The 18,950-nt window shown below is 72.2% G+C and carries 17 protein-coding genes and 1 pseudogene; 10 read left to right on the forward strand and 8 right to left on the reverse strand.

The features are described 5' to 3' along the window. Positions 1-579 precede the first annotated feature (579 nt). A complete protein-coding gene (locus OG448_RS04040; RefSeq protein ID WP_405551550.1) occupies positions 580-1,938 on the forward strand; it encodes a diacylglycerol/lipid kinase family protein in 1,359 nt (452 codons plus the stop codon). Then, positions 1,931-2,491: a phosphatase PAP2 family protein gene (locus OG448_RS04045; RefSeq protein WP_405551551.1), complete on the forward strand. Its 561-nt coding sequence runs from the start codon at positions 1,931-1,933 to the stop codon at positions 2,489-2,491. Before OG448_RS04040 ends, OG448_RS04045 begins: the two co-directional genes overlap by 8 nt. 128 nt (positions 2,492-2,619) lie before the next feature. Here the strand turns inward: OG448_RS04045 and OG448_RS04050 are convergent, their stop codons facing one another. Both OG448_RS04050 and OG448_RS04055 read right to left on the reverse strand, forming a co-directional pair. Continuing rightward, on the reverse strand, positions 2,620-4,326 hold the full coding sequence (locus OG448_RS04050; RefSeq protein ID WP_405558668.1) for a RecQ family ATP-dependent DNA helicase: 1,707 nt from the start codon (positions 4,324-4,326) through the stop codon (positions 2,620-2,622). A 136-nt stretch (positions 4,327-4,462) separates the two neighbouring features. Then, positions 4,463-5,332: an alpha/beta fold hydrolase gene (locus OG448_RS04055; RefSeq protein WP_405551552.1), complete on the reverse strand. Its 870-nt coding sequence runs from the start codon at positions 5,330-5,332 to the stop codon at positions 4,463-4,465. Between the two features lie 92 nt (positions 5,333-5,424). On the opposite strand from OG448_RS04055, the pseudogene OG448_RS04060 reads away from it, so the two are divergent. The 3 genes and pseudogenes from OG448_RS04060 to OG448_RS04070 all read left to right on the forward strand — a co-directional run. Continuing rightward, positions 5,425-5,604 (forward strand): annotated as a pseudogene (locus OG448_RS04060) (EamA family transporter); the annotation flags it as partial. A 116-nt stretch (positions 5,605-5,720) separates the two neighbouring features. After that, positions 5,721-6,008: a DUF4190 domain-containing protein gene (locus OG448_RS04065; RefSeq protein WP_405551553.1), complete on the forward strand. Its 288-nt coding sequence runs from the start codon at positions 5,721-5,723 to the stop codon at positions 6,006-6,008. Positions 6,009-6,063: 55 nt separating this feature from the next. Beyond that, positions 6,064-6,438 (forward strand): VOC family protein, encoded by a 375-nt coding sequence (locus OG448_RS04070; RefSeq protein ID WP_405551554.1) that lies wholly within the window; start codon positions 6,064-6,066, stop codon positions 6,436-6,438. A gap of 14 nt (positions 6,439-6,452) precedes the next feature. On the opposite strand, the gene OG448_RS04075 is transcribed toward OG448_RS04070, so the two are convergent. The 5 genes from OG448_RS04075 to OG448_RS04095 all read right to left on the reverse strand — a co-directional run bounded on the left by OG448_RS04075 (position 6,453) and on the right by OG448_RS04095 (position 12,097). Further along, complete coding sequence (locus OG448_RS04075; protein WP_405558670.1) at positions 6,453-7,340, reverse strand: Gfo/Idh/MocA family protein; 888 nt, start codon at positions 7,338-7,340, stop codon at positions 6,453-6,455. Positions 7,341-7,542: 202 nt separating this feature from the next. Further along, entirely contained in the window at positions 7,543-8,742 is a 1,200-nt protein-coding gene (locus OG448_RS04080) for an ROK family protein (RefSeq protein WP_405558672.1), read from the reverse strand. 27 nt (positions 8,743-8,769) lie between these two features. Next, on the reverse strand, positions 8,770-9,636 hold the full coding sequence (locus OG448_RS04085; RefSeq protein WP_405558674.1) for a carbohydrate ABC transporter permease: 867 nt from the start codon (positions 9,634-9,636) through the stop codon (positions 8,770-8,772). Positions 9,637-9,650: 14 nt separating this feature from the next. Then, entirely contained in the window at positions 9,651-10,670 is a 1,020-nt protein-coding gene (locus OG448_RS04090) for an ABC transporter permease subunit (protein ID WP_391293585.1), read from the reverse strand. A gap of 23 nt (positions 10,671-10,693) precedes the next feature. After that, positions 10,694-12,097, reverse strand: coding sequence for an ABC transporter substrate-binding protein (locus tag OG448_RS04095; protein WP_405551555.1), 1,404 nt, complete (start codon positions 12,095-12,097; stop codon positions 10,694-10,696). A gap of 127 nt (positions 12,098-12,224) precedes the next feature. Here OG448_RS04095 and OG448_RS04100 point away from each other — a divergent pair, with 127 nt between their 5' ends. From OG448_RS04100 to OG448_RS04120, 5 genes are read left to right on the forward strand one after another with little or no spacing between them, the layout of a single operon-like run. After that, positions 12,225-13,271 carry a zinc-binding alcohol dehydrogenase gene (locus OG448_RS04100; protein WP_405551556.1) on the forward strand — a complete coding sequence of 349 codons (1,047 nt, stop codon included), beginning with the start codon at positions 12,225-12,227 and terminating at the stop codon, positions 13,269-13,271. A 12-nt stretch (positions 13,272-13,283) separates the two neighbouring features. Then, positions 13,284-14,084, forward strand: coding sequence for a sugar phosphate isomerase/epimerase family protein (locus OG448_RS04105; RefSeq protein WP_405551557.1), 801 nt, complete (start codon positions 13,284-13,286; stop codon positions 14,082-14,084). Then, entirely contained in the window at positions 14,081-15,436 is a 1,356-nt protein-coding gene (locus OG448_RS04110; protein WP_405551558.1) for an MGH1-like glycoside hydrolase domain-containing protein, read from the forward strand. The genes OG448_RS04105 and OG448_RS04110 overlap by 4 nt, the downstream gene beginning before the upstream one ends. Further along, a complete protein-coding gene (locus OG448_RS04115; protein ID WP_405551559.1) occupies positions 15,433-17,340 on the forward strand; it encodes a glycogen debranching N-terminal domain-containing protein in 1,908 nt (635 codons plus the stop codon). The genes OG448_RS04110 and OG448_RS04115 overlap by 4 nt, the downstream gene beginning before the upstream one ends. Before the next feature lie 27 nt (positions 17,341-17,367). After that, positions 17,368-18,036, forward strand: a complete 669-nt coding sequence (locus OG448_RS04120; RefSeq protein WP_405551560.1) for a Type 1 glutamine amidotransferase-like domain-containing protein — start codon at positions 17,368-17,370, stop codon at positions 18,034-18,036. 22 nt (positions 18,037-18,058) lie between these two features. Here OG448_RS04120 and OG448_RS04125 read toward each other — a convergent pair whose 3' ends face one another. Further along, the gene (locus OG448_RS04125; RefSeq protein ID WP_405551561.1) at positions 18,059-18,946 is read right to left on the reverse strand and encodes a polysaccharide pyruvyl transferase family protein; all 888 of its coding nucleotides are present in this window, start codon (positions 18,944-18,946) and stop codon (positions 18,059-18,061) included. Positions 18,947-18,950 lie beyond the last annotated feature (4 nt).

The following is an 18,950-nucleotide window of genomic DNA, read 5'->3' on the forward strand; positions in this document are numbered from 1 at the left end:
GTCGAAGTTGCGTTTTCTCCATCCAAGTGGCCTCTCGCGCACGGCGATCCGGCGCCGAGTCAGCACTCCGATCAGGGTCGCCAGATCCACCGCCCCCTCCGCGCCATCCGCGTACCGGGTGACCTGCAGCGGTCCCACCTCCGGCAGAACCACGTCCTCGCGGGCCAGGACGTGCACCGAAGTCAGCAGAACGGCGCGGGCGCTGCCGTCCACATAGGGATGGAGGAACGCCACATCGAGGCACGCACGGGCCGCGCGGGCCGGCACCGGAAGATCCGAGGTGGTCGCCTCACGCAGGCAAGCGTCGAAGTCGGCCTGGGGTGTGGGCGGTCAGCGCGTACCGCTTTCCGAGCGGCTAGGTTCCACTCCGGTGGGACGGGGCTGAGCAGGTCCCCCTCCAGCACGGCGTCGACGATGGTGTCGAGCCGGAGCACACGGTGCCGGAGCACTCCCCGGCCGCGAAGTCTGGCAACCTTTGGATGACCCTGGGACCCATATAGCCGACCGGGACACCCCCCGGCGGACACCCTGCGCCAGGCTGGTGGTGCGGGGCGGGCCGAGATCCACCGGGAGGACGTCATGGGCGGGGCACGAACGGCGCGGTTCCGGGCGGGGCTGGTCGCCCGGCTGCTCGCGCGGTGCGCCGTGGTGGCGGCGATCGGTGCCGCGGTGGTGCTGCTGCTCGCGGTCGGCGGGGGCGGGCTGCTCGTGGCCGTGGCGGCGGTGGTCGGGCTGGTGCTCTTCGCCGTCGGCATCTGGTGGTTCGTGGCCCGGCGGGGCGTGGTGCGGTTGCTCGGCGCGCTCGTGGCCGCCGCCGCGCCGGTCGGCTTCCTGGTCTTCATCGCACGGAGCGGTCTGTGGCCGGTGGCGCTGATCTCCGCCGTGTGCTGGTCGGTCGCGGGCTTCACTGGTCGCGAGGCACTGCGTCAAGCACGACCGCACCGGGCACAGCAGCCCACCCGCGCGCGCCGGCCGAAACGACCGGTTCTGATCATGAACCCGAAGTCCGGCGGCGGCAAGGTAGCCCGCTTCGACCTCGTGAAGCGGGCGGAGGACCTGGGCGCGCGGGTGATCCTGCTGGACCCCTCGGACCCGGCCGACGTGACCACGCTGGCCCAGGAAGCCGTGGCCAAGGGGGCCGATCTGCTCGGCGTCGCGGGCGGCGACGGCACCCAGGCGCTGGTCGCCGCGGTCGCCGCCGAGCACCACCTGCCGTTCCTCGTGATCTCCGCGGGCACCCGCAACCACTTCGCCATGGATCTCGGCCTCGACCGCACCGACCCTGCCCGCTGCCTCGACGCCCTGACCGACGGCGAGGAGATCCGCGTCGACCTCGGCGACGTCTCCGGCCGCCCCTTCGTCAACACGGTGTCCTTCGGCGTGTACGCGGACATCGTGCAGAGCCCCGAGTACCGCGACAACAAGACCGGCACCGCCCTGAATCTGATGCCGGACCTGCTGGCCAGGGAGGGTGTACGACGGCTCGACGCGAAGGTGGACGGCAACCGGCTCGCCGAGCAACAGGCGCTCCTGGTCAGCAACAACCCGTACGTCTCCCCCGACGAGCTGAGCGGCGGCGGACGCCGGCCCCGGCTCGACACCGGTGAACTGGGCGTGCTCGGGATCAGGGTGGAGAACGCGGCCCAGGCGGCGGAGCTGGCCGTTCGGGGCGCGCAGGCACCGGGGCTCACCGTGACGACCGCGCACCTGGTCGAGGTGACGGCCGGGGAGGAGCAGATCCCGGTGGCGGTGGACGGTGAGGCGCTGTGGCTGCGCACACCGGTCACGTGCTCGGTACGGCCGGGCGCGCTGCGGGTGCTGCTGCCGCGTGACCGCCCCGGCGTGCCGCCGCCCGCGCCGCCCGTCGACTGGCGGAAACTGCTCGACCTCGCCTTCGGTCCCGCCGAGCGCACAGCACCGGGAGAGAAACGTGCCTGACCGCAACACCGTCCCCGCCGTCCTCAGCGACCTGCGCGCGGTCGACGGCGCGCTGTACGCCGCCGTGGCCGCCACGCCGACGCCCGCGCTGGACCGGGCGCTGCGGCTGCTGTCGCACGCGGCCGACCACTCGAAGATCTCGTTCGGCGTCGCGGCGGGCCTCGCCCTGCTGCCGGGCCGACCGCGCCGCGCGGCACTGGCCGGGGTCGCCTCGGTCACGCTGGCGTCGGCGGCGGCGAACCTCTTCGGCAAGCGGATGGTGCGCCGCCACCGGCCCGACCGGGAGGAGGCCCAGGTGGCGGTGGCCCGGCACGTGCGCATGCCCGAGTCGGCGTCCTTCCCCTCCGGCCACACGGCCTCGGCCACCGCCTTCGCCACCGCCGTGGGTGTCCTGCTGCCTCCGGCGGCGGTCCCGCTGGGCTCCCTGGCGGTCGCCGTCGGGTACTCGCGGGTCCATACCGGGGTGCACTATCCGGGGGATGTCGCGGCGGGCGCGGTGCTGGGATTCGCGGCGGCCGCGGTGTCGCTGGCCGTGGTGCGGGGCCTGGGCTGAGGGCGGACATATGACCCACATGTGGGGAAGTCACGTGTGGTGAGGCCACATGGGGGCGGTACACCTGTGGTGGGGCCACACGTCCCGCGCCCACATGTCGGGGGCCCACATGTGGGCGCGGCACCCACTCAGCACACAGTCAGCAGATGGTTCTTGTTGATGACCTCAAGGGACAGCGTGCGATAGCCGACCGTCTCGAACAGCACCGTCAAACGCTCGTTCTCCTCGCTCATGACCGACCCCTGCCCCCATTGCTCGTGCCGTACGAGGGTGCCGGGCGGGAAGGGGTGCTGGTCCCCGATCTGCGCCGAAGAGGCCGGCTCCGGTATGGGACCACCCGTACCGGCCAGCACGGCGGGGCCGCCTTCCGCACCGCCGTCCTCCGCCAGTTCGGCCGCCTCGCACCGGTCGCAGGCGCCGCAGGACTCGTCCTGGTCGCCGCCCTGGCCGAAGTAGCCCAGCAGGAACCGGCGTCGGCAGCCGGTGGCCTCCGCGTAGCCCCGCATCATGTCGACGCGGGAGCGCTCCAGCTGTTGGTGAGCGTCGCCCAGTTCGATCGCCTGCTGGGCGGCGGCGGCCGGCCCGACCGTACCGGTCGCCTCCAGGTCGCCGTCCTCGGTGGTGTGCACGGCGTCGACCTGCTCCAGGAGGTTGACGACGGCCGTCAGGCGGCTGGCCGTCAGGTTGGTCTCGTCGCGCAGCTCGGTCGGCGGCACGGGACCGTCGTGTTCCTCCAGGGTGCTCACGACCTGGGTGACGGTGTCCGGGTCGGGGCGCCCCGCCGCGAAGAAGCGCTGCATGCCGAGGTCCTGGGGCCGGTAGGCGAGTATCGCGCGGGCCTCCTCGCCGTCGCGTCCGGCGCGGCCGATCTCCTGGTAGTAGGCGTCCAGGGAGCCGGGGACGGAGGCGTGCAGCACGAAGCGCACGTCCGGCTTGTCGATGCCCATCCCGAAGGCGGAGGTCGCCACGACCACGTCCAGCTCGCCCGCCATGAACCGGTCGTGCACATCGCCCCGCTCCCGTGCGGGCAGTCCCGCGTGGTACGCGGCCGCGTCCAGCCCGAGCAGGCTCAGTTCCTCGGCGTACCCCTCGGCCTCCCGGCGCGTACCCGCGTACACGAGGCCGGGCTTGGCCTCCGCGGCGGCGCGTTCGACGACGGCACGCCTCTTGGCGGCGGCGTCCCGGAAGGGGACGACCTCCAGGTGGATGTTGGGGCGGTCGAAGCCGGTGACGACCTCGTGCACGTCCCGCATGCCGAGCTGGCTGATGATGTCGGCCCGTACGGGGGCGGCGGCGCTCGCGGTCAGGGCCAGTACGGGAGGACGGCCGAGTCGGTCGATGACCTGGCCGAGCCGCAGGTAGTCGGGGCGGAAGTCGTGCCCCCACGACGACACGCACTGGGCCTCGTCGACGACGAACAGCGCGGGCTCGGCGGCGGCGAGCTGCTCGACCACCTCGTCCTTGGCGAGCTGCTCGGGCGCCAGGAAGAGGTAGTCGACGTCGCCCTCGCTGATCCGGTCCCAGACCGCCGCGTTCTCGCTGCCGCTCTGGGAGGAGTTGACGGCCGCCGCCTCCGTGCCCTCCCGGCTCAACAGTCCCTGTACCTGGTCCCGTTGGAGAGCGACGAGCGGCGACACCACCACGGTCGGCCCCGGCAGCAACAGCCCCGGCACCTGATAGACGGCCGACTTCCCGGCCCCGGTGGGCATCACGACCAGCGTGTCCCGCCGCTCCATCACGGCTTCCATCGCCACCAACTGCTCCGGCCGCAGCTCCTCCCAGCCGAACACGTCCAGCGCGCTCTTCCGCAGCCGCTTCGCCGACGCGGTAGTCATCATGCTCCCCCTGTTCCGGGCCTTGCTCAGATCACCGGAATCGGCGCCTGGGTGAGCACCCGGTACCCCGGGGAGGCCGGAGTAGCACCCTGGCGGCTCGGGAATCGGCGTCAGGGACGTGGGACACCCAGGGGTCCTACGGAGCCTCACCCCCGAAGAAGTCCCCGAGGGACGACGCGAGTGCCTCCGGGGCCTCCTCGGCCACGTGATGCCCCGCGTCGATGCCGTGGCCCCGGACGTCGGGTGCCCACTCGCGCCAGATGCGTACCGGGTCCCCGTGGAGGTCCGCGAGGTCGTCCCTGAGGGACCAGAGGACCAACGCGGGGCACTGGATACGCACCCCGGCGGCACGGTCGTCCTCCTCGTGCCGCCGGTCGATGGTGAGACCCGCCCGGTAGTCCTCCAGCATGGCGCGCACCACGGCGGGATTCCGCGTGGCCGAGCGCCACTCGTCGTGGTTCTCCTGCCCCATGCTCTCGGGGTCGCCGTGGTACCAGCGCTCCGGGTCCGCGTTGATGACCCGCTCGGGGATGTCGGGCTGGGCGAAGAAGAACCAGTGCCACCACCGGGTGGCGAACTCGGTGCTGATGCCGGCCAGATGCTCGGTGATGGGCAGACAGTCGAGCAGCGCCACCCGCGAGACCGCGTCGGGGTGATCGAGGACGAGACGCAGCGCGACGGCACCTCCCCGGTCGTGCCCCGCGAGTGCGAACCGGTCGTGCCCGAGGGCGCGCATCACCTCGACCAGGTCCCCGGCGACGGCGCGCTTGGCGTACCCGGCGTGGTCGGCGGTGGGCGCCGGCCCGGTGGACCGGCCGTATCCCCGGAGGTCCGGACAGACCACGGTGAACCCGCGCCGGACGAGCAGCGGGGCGACGCGGTGCCAGGTCGCGGAGGTCCGGGGGTGGCCGTGCAGCAGTACGACCGGCGGGCCGTGCCCTCCGTGGCGGACGAGGATCGATGCCTCACCGGCCTGAACCCTGCTGGTCTCAAAGCCCTCGAACATGGCCTGGCCCTCCCTCGGGGTGTCTCCCCCGCCTACCCCGACGGGCGATCACACAGGCCCGTCGGGCAACTCCGCCCACCCCTCCTTCAACACCGTTCTTCGGCATGTCCTCCGCCGCCGTGTTCCTCGGTGAACCGGTGAGCGGTCTGCGCTGGTGCGCTGCGGTCCTGCTGATCGGCGGGGTGGCGCTGGCGTCCTTCCCCCCTCGGCGGCGGGCCGCGGCGGAGCCCGTCGCGTCGATCACGGTTTCCGCACCGGCACGAGAGTCGTGAATTCGAGGTTCCGCTTGATCCCCGGATTCCTGGGGAATGCCGCAACTCCCCCTGGGCACACGGAGCCCAGACACAAAAAGTACCGGCATTCCTCCTTTCATGGAACGGGAGTTCTCATGACGAGTTACGGTGGCCAGCCGGACGCTCGATCCGGTTCTCGGACCAATGGCCTCGCCATCGCGGGCCTGGTGTGCGGCATTGTCGGATTCTTCTTCCTCAACGTCATTCTCGGCCCCCTGGCGATCATCTTCGGTATGGTCGCGACGCGACAGTCAGGCGCCAAGGGCGGTCGCGGAATGGCGAGGGCCGGCGCCATTCTCGGTATCGTCGATCTCGTGATCTTCGCCATTCTCATGATCGTGGCGGCGAACAATGGCGGATTCCACTGGTACGTCGGAAGCTGACGCCGGAATCGATTCCCGGACGCGTACGAGAATGGGCTGCGGGCAGGAATGGGCCATGACGACACTGCTCGCAGCCTTCGTACTCGGTACTCCTGACCCGCCCGCCCTGGCCGATTTCTACCGCGCCCTGTTGGGCTGGGACGAGGTCGACCGGGAGCCCGACTGGGTCCGGATCAAGTCCCCGGAGCGCGAACGCCCCGGCCTCAGCTTTCAGTTGGAGAAGGACCACCGCCCGCCGGCCTGGCCGTCCGGCCCCGGCGACCAGCAGATGCAGGCCCATCTCGACATCCAGGTCGACGACCTGGCCGCGGAGACCGAGCGCGCCTGCGCCCTGGGTGCGACGGTGGAGGAGCACCAGCCGCAGGACGACGTCCGCGTGCTGCGCGACCCCCACGGCCACCTGTTCTGCCTGTTCCTCCTCGGCGCCTGAGCGACGCGTACGGCTCAGCCGTGCGCCGCCAGCTCCAACAGGCTCTGCAGCCTCAGCCCGCGGCCGGCGTCCAGCTCGGTCGGGGTACTGGTGCGTACGGCGGTGGCGAACTCCCGGCGCAGCAGGGGCCAGCACTCCTCGTGATCGATCCCGGCCGTGTCGTACCGCAACGGCTCCGCGGGGCCGAAGAGTTCGACCGTGGTGAGCGCGCGGGGCACGGCCACGCTGCCGGAGAGGGTGGCCTGGCTGACGGCACCGTTCGCGTGCTCGCAGGTCAGCTCGGTCCAGCGGCGCGGATCGCCGGTGCGCCGGATGGTGGTGATCGGGGCTATCGCCGTGTCGAGGAGGTCGAGCAGATGCGGGCCCAGGTCGAGCAGGGCGCCATGTTCCAGCCGCCAGCCCGTGGCGAAGTCGCCGCCCAGGAAGCCCCCGTGGAGATAGCAGGAGCGGGCGCCGACGACGTCGAGGGTGCTCGCGGCCCGCAGGAAGGCGCGGGTGGCGGGGTGGTAGCGCTTGGTCAGGACGAGCTGGGAGACGACACCGGCCTCGGCGACCGCGTCGGCCACCCGTCGGGCTGCGGGCAGATCCGGGCCGAGCGGCTTCTCCAGCAGCAGCGCCTTCCCCCGTTTCGCGGCGAGCGGGGCCAGTTCGGCCTGCACGGCCGGCGGTACGGCGAAGGCGACCGCCTCGCAGCGGTCGAGCAACTCGGCGAAGTCGGCGGCGACATGGGCGGCGTAGGGCGCGGCGGTCAGCTCGGCGGCCTCGGGGCGGCGGGCCCAGACGGCGGACAACCGGGTCTCGGGCCCGGCGGCCAGCACGCGGGCATGCATGGCGCGGGCCCACGGACCGGCACCGACCAGTCCGACCTCCACGGGACGATGCGGCCAAGGCCCTGTCGTCAGATTCCCGGCGTCCGCCCGAAGGGCGGGCGGGGCGGCGTCAGGCGCGTGCTCTCGGCGTGCCGGGCGCGGGACCTCGTACTGGACTCCGGTGCGGCCGGAGTGCGTGCATGGCGTCGCCCTGCAGGCGGGAATGTGCCGACAGGGCCCAGGGGCGGGTGTGGTCATGACTTCCTGTCCGAACGAGGTTGAGGGGAAGGCGAGTTCAGCGGACCAGCCGCTCCAGCCGGGCGTCCGCGCGGTCGGCCGAGTAGAGGAACTGCACCACCATGGCCGCCGCGCCGATGAGCCCGGCGTGGTCGCCCAGCCGGGACGTGACGATCTGGAGGTGGGCGGTGGTGCGCGGCATGGCACGCTGGTAGATCAGCTCCCGCACCCCGGTGAGGTACGGGACTCCGGACAGCTCGCCCGCGAGCATCAGCACACCGGGGTTGAGCAGGGTGACGACGGTGACCAGGACCTCGCCCGTACGCCGTCCCGCGTCCCGCGCGAGCCGTACGGCCTCGGGGTGGCCCTCGGCGAGCAGGCGCCGGACGTCGCGGCCGGAGGCGGTGTCCAGGCCGAGCGCGCGCAGTTCCCGGGCGAGCGCCCCGCCACTGGCCACGGCGGCGAGGCAGCCGTGCGCACCGCACATGCACAGCGCGTCGGGGCGGTCGTGCAGCCGGATGTGCCCGATGTCGCCCGCCCCGCCGTCGATGCCCCGGTACACGGAGTCTTGGATGACGACGCCCGCGCCGATACCGGTCGACGCCTTCACCAGGACGAAGGAGTCGCAGTCGGCGTGGTTGGCCCGCTGCTCGGCCAGCGCCATCAGGTTGGCGTCGTTGTCGACGAACACCGGTACGGGACCGTCATTCAGGGAGCCGCCGATGCGCCGGGCGTACGTCTCCTGGAGGCGTTCCCGGATCGGGTACTGGTCCCAGCCGGGCATGATGGGCGGCTCCACGACCCGGCCCGTCGCGAAGTCCACCGGGCCGGGGACGGACACCCCGAGCCCGCAGACCCGCGCCGGGGAGACGCCCGCCGCGGCCAGCAGGTCCGGGAACCAGCCGACGAGCCGGTCCAGCACCTGCTCGGGCCCGTCCGCGATCTCCATCGGCCCGGTGTGCTCGGCCAGGATGGTGCCCGCCAGGTCCAGGACGGCGGCCCGCGCGTGCCGGGTCTCCAGGTCCACGGCGAGGACGGCCGCGTGCGCCGGGTCGAAGACGATCCGGCCGGAGGGGCGGCCCCCGGTCGAGGCACCGGTGGTGTGCCGCACCCAGCCCGCCCGGTTCAGCAGGTCCAGCCGCTGGCCCACGGTCGAGCGGGACAGGCCGGTGACGCGCTGGAGATCGGCGCGGGTGTTGGCGCGTCCCTCGCGGATGAGCTGGAGCAGCCCTCCCGCGCTGACCTGACTGGGCGTCATCATGATGTCCCCTTGGACCACTGGGCTTCAGCTCTTGTCGGCACCGCTGGTCAGGCCCTCGGTGAGCAGCCGTTCGGCGGCGAAGAACAGAAGTACCACGGGCACCGTCAGCACCACCGAACCGGCCATCAGCACCGTCTTGGGCACCTCGATGCCGTTGGACAGTTGGGCCAGGCCCAGCGAGACGGTCCACTTGCCGGGGTCGGCGGCCAGGAAGAGGAGTGCGAACAGGAACTCGTTCCAGGCGATCATGAACACGTACAAGCCGGTCGCCATGAGGGAGGGCAGCGCCAGCGGCAGGATCACCTTGCGGAGGGTCTGCAGGCGCGTGCAGCCGTCCAGGGCGGCGGCCTCCTCGACCGAGTACGGGATGGTGACCAGGTAGTTCTTCAGCATGTAGATCGACACCGGCACGGTCTGCGCGACGTACACGACGGCGAGGCCCACCAGGCTGGAGGAGAGGCCGAGCCTGGCGAAGATCACGAAGAGCGGGACGGCGAGCAGCGTCGCGGGGAAGAGGTAGACCGCGAGGAAGAGGGCGCTGACCTGGCGGTGCCCGAAGAACTTGAGCCGGCTCACCGCGTAGGCGCCCGGCACCGCGGCCACCAGCGTGAGCGCGACCGTACCGAGCGACACCAGCGCGGAGTTGGCCAGGAAGCCGAGGAAGCCCTGCCCGCCGTCGTCGGAGGACTTCAGCACGTTGCGGTAGGTGTCGAGGGTGAGATCGCGGGCGGAGACCCACAGCGAGCCGGGGTCGAGCAGCAGCGCGTCGATGGGCTTCAGCGACAGCAGCAGCATGTAGTAGAAGGGGAGCACGGTGATCACGGCGAGGAAGGCGATGACGCACCAGCGGGCCACACCGAAGAAGCGCTCTTCGAACCGGGCTCTGGTCAGGACGGCCTTGCGGGTCACGCTTCCTCCTGGACCTTGTTGCCGAAGAACTTGAAGTAGCAGCCCAGCAGGATCATCAGCGAGACCGCGAGGACCAGCGCCTGGGCGGCCGCGGCCCCCACGTCGTAGCGGGCGGTCAGGAAGTCGTAGACCCGGACGGCCGCGACGTCGGTGCCGGCGCCGCCGCCGGTGAGCAGATAGACGTCGTCGAACTTGTTGAACGTCATGATGAAGCGCAGTACGCACAGCAGGGCGATGACCGGCATGAGCTGCGGGAGCAGGATGTGCCGGAAGCGTTGCGACACGGTGGCCCCGTCGACCTCCGCGGCCTCCTCGAGCCCGTCCGGGACCGCCTGGAGCCGGGCGAGCAGGAACAGGAAGGCGAACGGGAAGTAGCGCCAGCACTCGAAGGCGATGACCGTCAGCAGCGCCAGCGGTATGTGGAAGTGCGCGCCGAACAGGCCGACTTCGTAGCTGCGCGTGGAGAGGAAGGCTACGGGGTCGTCCCAGCCGAACAGGCGGCGCCCCCAGTCGTTCACGATGCCGTACTGCGGGCTGAGCGCCACCTCCCACACGAAGGCCACGGCGACAACGGGTGCCACGTACGGCAGGAGCATGGCCGCGCGCAGCAGGGCCCGGCCGCGGAACGGCCGCCGCAGGGCGAGCGCGGCCACCAGGCCGAGGAGGACGGAGCCGAGGGTGCCGCCCACCGTGTAGAGCAGGGTGGTCAGCAGACTCGACCAGAAGCCGGCCGACTCGAAGACCGCCGCGAAGTTGTCCAGTGTCCAGCGGCCGAAGAGGCCCATGCCCTGGATGTCGACCAGTCGGGCGTGCTGGAAGGCCAGCAGCAGCGTCCACAGGATCGGCAGGACGACCACGACGAGGACGACGATCAGGGTGGGAGAGACGAAGGCGAGACCGGCGCGGTTGGCCCGCCGCTCGGCGGTCATGGGCCTGGCGGGCTGCTGCTGCCGTACGGCCGGCGGCCGGGGCTCGGTGTCCGGGCGCGGCGCTGCGCCGGAAGGGGCTCGGGTCATGGGGATGCCTTTGTGACGTGCGGCTACTGGAGGGACTTCTGCAGGGCGGCGACTTCGTCGTCGGCTTCGCGGGCCGCCTCCTCGGGGGAGAGCTGGCCGCTGGTCATCGCGCCGATCGCCTTGGGTACGGGCAGCTCGCCGTTGGTGGCGCCGACCAGGGCGCCCTCGCCCTGCTCGATACCCCAGCGGCGCATGTTGCCGACTCCGGCGGCGAGTTCGTTGAGCAGGCTCGGCGGATAGACCTGGTCGAAGGGCTTCTTGGTGTCGACCCCGATGTCGCTGTGCCGCCAGGCGTCGAGATAGCGGTGGGGCTGGGCGGCGGTGCCGTGGCGGACCGGGATCTTGCCCTCGGGCGACATGCCGAACCAGGACTCGTAGCCGGAGTTCATCATGTACTCGATGAACTGCTGTGAGGCCGCCGTCTCCGCGGTCTTGGTGGTCACCCAGGAGGTGATCTCCCCGAACTGGGCGCCCTCGCGGGCTTCGGGGCCCTTCAGCGCGGTCACGATGCCGCTGTCGCGGGCCAGTCGGCCCGGGTCCTTCTTGCACTCCGGGCAGCTCGGCAGGGCGTCCTTGCGCAGGCCCGCCAGCTCGTCCAGCAGGAACGAGGACCAGATGACCATCGAGGAGCGGCCGGCGAAGTAGGCCGCGCGGGTGGAGTCCACGCTCTGGGTGCCGGGGGCGCCGTGCTCGCGGGCGAGCTGGTCGTAGGTGCGGAAGGCGGTCTCGCACCGCGGGCTGTGCAGGGCCACCTCGTGGTCGTCGTCGACGAGCTGGCAGCCGTTGGCGAGGGCCACGCTCTCGAAGCTCTGCGAGGTGAACACGTCGGAGGGGTCGGTGGCCGCCGACATCCCGTCGTGACCGCCGCCGTCCAGCGCCCGCGCCGCGGTGAGCGCGCGGTCGTAGGTGTCGGGCGTGGCGAGATGCTTCCGCGCGAAGTCGTCCTTGCGGTACACGAGCAGTTGGAGCCAGGCGTCGGAGGGGACGCCGAGGTGGGTGCGGCCGTCGGAGGTGAGGTTGAGCGCGTTCGCGTTGAACGTGCCGGGCCCGAGTTCCTTGACGATCCGCCCCGGTATCTCCGTGTTGAGCAGGCCGTTGCCGTACATCTGCCAGATCTGGCCCATCGGGGCGGCGCCGATCACGTCGGGCAGGTCGCCGGAGGCGGCCGCCGACATGATCAACTGCGGTAGCTGGCCCTCGTCCACCCCGACGAGGTGCACTTTCACGCCCGACTTCCGCTCGAAGCCATCGATGATCTTCCGCGTCGCCCCGACGCGGTCGGGCAGGTTCTCCAGCGACCACACGGTGATCTCGTGGTCGGGTCTGCCGGGGCCGGTGCTGCCGGAGCAGCCGGTGACCAGCGCCAGTCCCAGGGCTGAGGTGAGGCCCACCGTGGTCGTCAGCGACCGTCGGCTCTTGGTGCGCATTGCGTCTGTCCTCGTGTCGACTTACGTCTACCGATCACGCATCTCAGCATCACTTTTGCTTGTTGACAAGACATAAGTTGTGGTTATTGTCGACGCAACCCGCAGCCGCAACCTTCCGGAGCCATCCGTGGAACGCGTCGTTCAATTCACCGGTCCGCGTCAGGTGGAGGTGGCCGAGCAGTCTCGCGCCGACCTCCCGCCCGGCCATCTCAGGGTCCGTACCCGCTACTCCGGCATATCCGCCGGCACCGAGCTGACCGCCTACCGGGGCACCAACCCCTACCTCACCCGCACCTGGGACCCCGAAGCCTGCCTCTTCCGCGACGGCGCGGCCGGCATCGAGTACCCGGTGGCCGGCTGGGGCTACTCCGAGGTCGGCGAGGTCGTCGAGATCTCCCCCGAGTTGACCGGTACGCCGGGCCTACCGCGCCTCGGCGACACGGTGTGGGGCATCTGGGGACACCGCAGCGAGGGCATCGTCCCCGTGGAACGCATGATCGGGCACACCCTGCCCGCCGGACTGGACGACCTCTCCGGCGCGTTCGCCCGGGTGGGGGCCATCGCGTACAACGCGGTCCTGGCCGGGGACATCCACCTCGGCGAGGACGTCGCCGTGTTCGGCCAGGGCGTGATCGGCCTGCTCACCACCCGGCTCGCGCAGCTCAACGGGGCCCGCGTCATCGCCGTCGACGCCCTGGACGACCGCCTGGAGGCCGCCAAGCGGTACGGTGCCCGGCACATCCTCAACGCCCGCACCGACGCCGTCGCCGAACGCGTCCGCGAGATCACCGCCGGGCTGGGCGCCGACCTCGCCATCGAGATCAGCGGCGCGCACCCCGCGCTGCAGGAGGCCCTGCGCTCGGTCGCGGTCGGGGGCCGTGTGGTCGCCTCCGGCTTCTACCAGGGCGACGGCATCGGGCTCCGCCTCGGCGACGAGTTCCACCACAACCGCGTCCAGCTCGTGTGCTCCCAGATCGGCGGCGTGCCCCCGGCGCTGTCGCACCGCTGGAGCCAGGAACGCCTTCAGCACGCCTTCCTGCGCCTGGTCGCCGAGGGCCAGGTCGACGTGAACTCCCTGGTCAGCCACGTCATCCCGGCCGCCGACGCCGCCGACGCCTACGTACTGCTCGACGAGCGCCCCGCCGACGCGCTCCAGGTCGTCCTGGAATTCTGAGAGGTCTTCTTCATGCTCACGATCGCCGCCCAGGAGCAACTGCTGCCCGGTGACACCCTCCAGGCCAAGTGGGAGTTCGCGCAGGAGGCCGGATACGGCGCCATCGAACTGCGCGCCAAGGGCGACCTCCACTTCGCCGGCCGCCTCGACGAACTCAAGCAGGCCGCCAAGGACGGGGTGGTCATGCCCACCGTCTGCGTCGACATGCTGCACTTCCTCGGCGCCTTCGACGAGGAGCTGCGCCGCGACGCCGTCGCCCAGCTCAAGTCCCAGCTCACCGTGATCGCGGAGATCGGCGGCCGCGGCGCCCAGACGCCCGCCTCCTACGGCATGTTCTCCCGTCGCCTGCCGCCCTTCGAACCCCCGCGCAGCGAGGAGGAGGACCGCGAGATCCTCCTCGCCGGCCTCACCGAACTGGGCGAACACGCCCGCGGGGAGGGCGTCACCCTCTACCTGGAGCCGCTCAACCGGTACGAGGACCACATGGTCAACCGGCTGGAACAGGCCGCCGACCTCATCCGCGCGACCGGTCTCGACTCCGTCCGGATCGGCATCGACAGCTACCACATGAACATCGAGGAGAGCGACCCGTCGGCCGCCATCCTCGCCCACGCCGAGTACATCGGCCACGCCCAGGTCTCCGACTCCAACCGTCTCCAGCCCGGCGCCGGCCACCTCGACTGGCCCGCCTGGCTCGGCGCCCTGCACACCATCGGCTACGACGGCGTGCTCGCGGCCGAATGCCGGCTCGGCGGCGACCCCGTCGAGGCCGTCCGCTCCGTGCCGGCCTTCCTGCGGAGGTCGGGCGCATGACGGCCGTACTCGAACGCCCCTCCCCCGCCGCCCGCACCCTGCGGCGCGGCGCGGCGCGGGTCCTCCTGGACAACTGGACCGGCACCGCCACCGTCCCCTCCCGCACGCTCTACCCCCACCAGTGGAGCTGGGACTCCGCCTTCATCGCCATCGGGCTGCGCCACCTCTCCGCCCGGCGCGCCCAGCGCGAACTGGAGTCCCTGCTCACCGCGCAGTGGGCCGACGGCCGCATCCCGCACATCGTCTTCAACCCGGCCCAGCCGCACGACGCGTACTTCCCGAGCCCTGACTTCTGGCAGTCGTCCAGCGCCGGACGGCCCTCCGGCGCCCCGGCTGCACCCGAGACCTCGGGCATCGTCCAGCCACCCGTCCACGCCCTCGCCGCCTGGCTCGTCCACCAGGCCGACCCGGCCGAGTCGGACCGGCGCGGCTTCCTCGCCCGCGTCCACCCCCGGCTGGCCGCCTGGCACGACTATCTGCTGACCCGGCGCGACCTCGGGGGCGGCGGCCTGGCCGCGGTGGTCCACCCGTGGGAGCCGGGCATGGACAACAGCCCTTGCTGGGACGGGCCGTTGCGCCCCGTCGGCCCGGCCGCCCCCGACACCTACCGGCGCGCCGACCTGGACCACGGCCAGGCCGCCGACCGCCCCACCGATCTCGACTACGGCCGTTACGTCCGCCTCGCCACCGACTACCGCGCCACCGGTTACGACGACCGCGCGACCGACCATGCCTTCGCCGTCGAGGACCCCTGCTTCAACGCGCTGCTCATCGCCAGCTCACGGGCCCTCGCCGCGATGGCCCGCCACCTCGGCGGGAGCGGGACCGAGCACGAGAAGCGCGCGCAGGCCCTCACCGAACGGCTGGTGGACCGGCTGTGGGACGAGGAAGCCGGGCTCTTCCGCGCCCTCGATCTGGTGGCGGGCGGGCCGATCGGCGAACGCGGCGTCACCGGCCTCGTCCCGCTCGTCGTACCGGGGCTGCCGGCCGACATCGCCCGCCGTCTCGCCGACACCGTCACCGGGCCCCATTTCCGGGCCCCCGCCACCGGGCTGGTCCCCAGCTACGACCTGACCGGGCACGCCTTCGACCCGCAGCGGTACTGGCGCGGACCGGCCTGGTTCAACACCGCCTGGCTCGTCCACCGGGGTCTGCGCACCCACGGCCACCACGAGCGGGCCGATGAGCTGCGCCGGGCCTTCCTGTCCGAGGCGGGCCGGTCCGGCTTCGCCGAGTACGTCGACCCCACCACCGGCGCCGGCCGGGGCGCCCGGAACTTCTCCTGGACCGCAGCCCTCACCCTCGACCTGCTCCACACCGAGACCGCTCAGGAAGAGGAGCCCCTGCCATGACCCCGGCCGAGCCCCACGTCCAACTGGTCCGGGACGCCACCTTCGCCCGCCTCGACACCACCGGCGGCATCACCGGCGTACGCGGCACCGCCCCCGACGGGGTGTTCGCGCGCGACGGCCGCCACCTGAGCCACTGGCAGCTCACGGTCGACGGCGCCCGCCCGACCGTACTGGTACCGGCCTCGCGCGAGGACGACCACTCGACGTCATGCGTACTGACCCCGAAGGGCACGCGCGATGCCCCGCCCGCCTACACGGTCTTCCGCCGACAGAGCGTCGCGGCGGGTGAGTTCACCGAGCATCTGCGGCTGGTCAACAACCGCCCGGACGCCGTGACGGCCCGCCTCGAACTCACCATGGACTGCGACTTCGCCGACCTGTTCGAGCTGCGGGCCGACGACCGGGACTACCCGAAGCCGGACGGCAGGCGCGAGGTACGCACCGTGCCCCGGGGCCTGGTCCACGACTACCGCCGCGCCGACTGGCACGCGTGGACGACGCTCACCTGTCAGCCCGCGCCGGACAACATCGCCGCCGAGCCGCACGCCGGGACCACGGCCCGTACCCTCACCTGGGAGCTGGACCTGGCCGAGCACGGCGAGGCCGAACTGCACCTGACGGTACGCGCCGAGCCGTCACCGCCTCCCTCTCCCCCGGCCGCCCGGCGGACCCCGCCGGAAGCCACCGACGACCTGTCCCGCGCCTGCGAGCGCGGCCTGGCCGACATCGACCTCCTCACCATCACGGTCGAGGGCGTGGACGGCGAGCAGGTGCGCGTCCCGGCGGCCGGCATCCCGTGGTTCCTCACGCTCTTCGGCCGCGACTCCCTGCTCACGTCGTACTTCCTGCTCCCCTACCGCCCAGGCACCGCGGCCGCCACCCTCAGCGCCCTCGCGGCGACCCAGGGCGCCCGGTACGACGACTTCAGCGGCGAGCAGCCCGGCCGGATCGTGCACGAGACCCGCCAGGGGGAGCTGGCCCACTTCCGTCAGGTCCCCTACGGCCGCTACTACGGCGCCGTCGACGCCACCCCGCTGTTCCTGGTCCTGCTCCACGCCCACCACGAGACCACCGGCGACCCGGCACTCGCTTCGCGCCTGGAAAAGCACGCCCGGCGCGCCGTCGACTGGATGCTGACCGACGGCGGCCTGCGCGAACACGGCTACCTCGTCTACACCCCCGACCCGAACGGCCTGGTCAACCAGAACTGGAAGGACTCGGCCGGCGCGATCTGCTTCACCGACGGCACCCAGGCCAAGGGACCGATCGCGGTGTGCGAGGCGCAGGGCTACGCGTACGACGCACTGCTCCGGACGGCGGAACTGTCCGAGAAGGTCTGGGGGGACCCGGAGTACGCGACTCGACTCCGCTCGACAGCCTCGGACTTGAGGCAGCGCTTCGCCGACGACTTCTGGATGCCGGGGCCCGGCTTCCCGGCTCTGGCACTGGACCGCGACGGCCGCCAGGTCGACGCGCTGGCCTCGGACGCCGGGCACCTCCTCTGGTCCGGCATCCTCGACGCCGACCGCGCCCGGCGGGTGGGCCGGCGCCTGCTGGAACCCGACTTCTTCTCCGGCTGGGCCATCCGCACCCTGGCCGCCGGCCAGCGCCCCTACCACCCCCTCTCCTACCACCGCGGAAGCGCCTGGCCCCACGACAACGCCCTCATAGCCCTCGGCCTCGCCCGCCACGGCCTGCACGACGAACTCCGCACAGTGACCGAGGGTTTGACAGCGGCAGCGACCCACCACGGCCACCGCCTCCCGGAAGTCCTGGCCGGCTACGCCCGCACGACCACCCCGACCCCGGTCCCGTACCCCCACTCCTGCTCCCCCCAGGCGTGGGCAGCGGCGACTCCCCTGGCCCTGCGGACCGCGCTGCGGCAGACGGGGGGCGTTGCCTGAGTCCACCGCGCATGATTGGCTCGGCCGATGGAGCTTCTGCTGACGTCGGCCGGTCTGCGCAACGAGACCCTGAAGGGTGCCCTGCGGGACATGCTGGGAAAGCCGTTCGGGTCGGCGAACATCGTGTACGTCCCCACGGCCTCCATGGCCGAGTCCGGGGACCACGGATGGCTCCTCTCCGACATGACCCGCCTGCACGGCCTCGGCTGGCGTGAGTTCGACATCCTGGAACTGAACGGCCTGCCGGGTCGGCTGGTACTCGACCGGCTGCTGCGCGCCGACGTCATCTACGTCGGCGGCGGCAACCATTACCACCTCGCCCGCAGCATCACCGGCAACGGCCTGGCCGACGGCTTCCTGGAAGCACTGGCGGACCGAGTCTATGTGGGGCTGAGCGCCGGATCGATGATCCTCAGCCGGCATCTCACCGAACACTCCGCCGACGTCATCGGGGACGCCGCGGACCTCCACCTGCTCGGCGCGACCACCGTGGCCCCACCCTTCGGGCTCCTCGACTGGTACCTGAAGCCCCATCTGTACTCACCGGACTTCCCGGAACGCGACGACGCCTGGGCCGATCGCGTCGTCGCGCGGGCGGACTTCCCGATCTACTTCATCGACGACGACACCGCCCTTCGCGTCCGCGACGACAAGGTGGACGTCGTCTCGGAGGGCCGGTGGCGCTTCCATCCGTGACGGGCCGCTCCACCGTCGCCGCTCATCGCGGGGCGCGCAGCAGGCGCAGGAGGCCGTCCGCGCTGTCCGCCGCTCCGTCCCGGCGGAAGCCGTCGGCGGTGCGCTCGGCGAGGGCGCGACCGGAGGTGAGGCACCAGTCCCACCACCGGTCCAGCGCGGCGGTGTCGAGCCGTTCGGCGGGCAGCAGGGCGGGCCAGCCGCAGGCGCGTGCCTGAGCGGTGACCTTGGCTCCGCCCGCCACGGGGTCGACGGCGAGGGCGGGCACCCCGGCGCGCAGTGCCAGCACCATGCCGTGCAGCCGGTCGGTGACGACCAGGTCGCAGCGCGCGAGCACGCTCTCGAGTTGCCCGGACGTCGTGCACAGCCGCCAGTCGTGCGGGTCGAGCCGGGTCTCCAGTTCCAGGCAGGCGCAGTCCCGGCCCGACAGCCACCGCGTGACCAGCCGGGCCACCCGCTCGTGCTGCCTGCGGGGGCCGTACTCGTGCTGGCCGTGCGTGAGCACGACGCCCACCACGGGGTGCGCCGGCGGCCTGGGCGCGCGGGCGGCCAGGTCGAGGGTGGGGGCGGTGTCCGGGGCGTCCCTCGCGAGGACGTGGTGGAAGCCGCGCACGGCGGGGGCCCCGGCGTCGAGGACGGAGGTGCCCACGGCGATCCGGACGCAGTCGGCGTACCGCCGGTGCAGGTCCTCGACCTGGGGGCCGTGGGCGGGGCCGCAGACGAAGAGCAGGTGGGAGTAGTCCTCGGGGCGGGAGTCGTCCAGGGACGGCCCCTCCGGCCGGAAGCCGGGGCTCCAGGCGACGTCGTGCGGTACGGCAGCGCCGCGCAGCAGCTCCCGTACCCGGTCCAGCGCGAGCAGGTCGCCGGCGGTCGCCTCCCCGTGCAGGAAGCTGAACCATCCGGTGACGAGCACCCGC

The sequence above is a fragment of the Streptomyces sp. NBC_01171 genome, from assembly GCF_045039805.1.
Classification (GTDB): domain Bacteria; phylum Actinomycetota; class Actinomycetes; order Streptomycetales; family Streptomycetaceae; genus Streptomyces.

Excerpts from the sequence above, each read along its gene's own strand:
- OG448_RS04080 (WP_405558672.1), bottom strand. The coding sequence starts at position 8,742 with ATGACGCCCAGTCAGGTCAGCGCGGGAGGGCTGCTCCAGCTCATCCGC.
- OG448_RS04070 (WP_405551554.1), top strand. The coding sequence starts at position 6,064 with ATGACGACACTGCTCGCAGCCTTCGTACTCGGTACTCCTGACCCGCCC.
- OG448_RS04095 (WP_405551555.1), bottom strand. The coding sequence starts at position 12,097 with ATGCGCACCAAGAGCCGACGGTCGCTGACGACCACGGTGGGCCTCACC.
- OG448_RS04040 (WP_405551550.1), top strand. The coding sequence starts at position 580 with ATGGGCGGGGCACGAACGGCGCGGTTCCGGGCGGGGCTGGTCGCCCGG.
- OG448_RS04105 (WP_405551557.1), top strand. The coding sequence starts at position 13,284 with ATGCTCACGATCGCCGCCCAGGAGCAACTGCTGCCCGGTGACACCCTC.
- OG448_RS04115 (WP_405551559.1), top strand. The coding sequence starts at position 15,433 with ATGACCCCGGCCGAGCCCCACGTCCAACTGGTCCGGGACGCCACCTTC.
- OG448_RS04065 (WP_405551553.1), top strand. The coding sequence starts at position 5,721 with ATGACGAGTTACGGTGGCCAGCCGGACGCTCGATCCGGTTCTCGGACC.
- OG448_RS04050 (WP_405558668.1), bottom strand. The coding sequence starts at position 4,326 with ATGACTACCGCGTCGGCGAAGCGGCTGCGGAAGAGCGCGCTGGACGTG.
- OG448_RS04090 (WP_391293585.1), bottom strand. The coding sequence starts at position 10,670 with ATGACCCGAGCCCCTTCCGGCGCAGCGCCGCGCCCGGACACCGAGCCC.
- OG448_RS04055 (WP_405551552.1), bottom strand. The coding sequence starts at position 5,332 with ATGTTCGAGGGCTTTGAGACCAGCAGGGTTCAGGCCGGTGAGGCATCG.
- OG448_RS04110 (WP_405551558.1), top strand. The coding sequence starts at position 14,081 with ATGACGGCCGTACTCGAACGCCCCTCCCCCGCCGCCCGCACCCTGCGG.
- OG448_RS04120 (WP_405551560.1), top strand. The coding sequence starts at position 17,368 with ATGGAGCTTCTGCTGACGTCGGCCGGTCTGCGCAACGAGACCCTGAAG.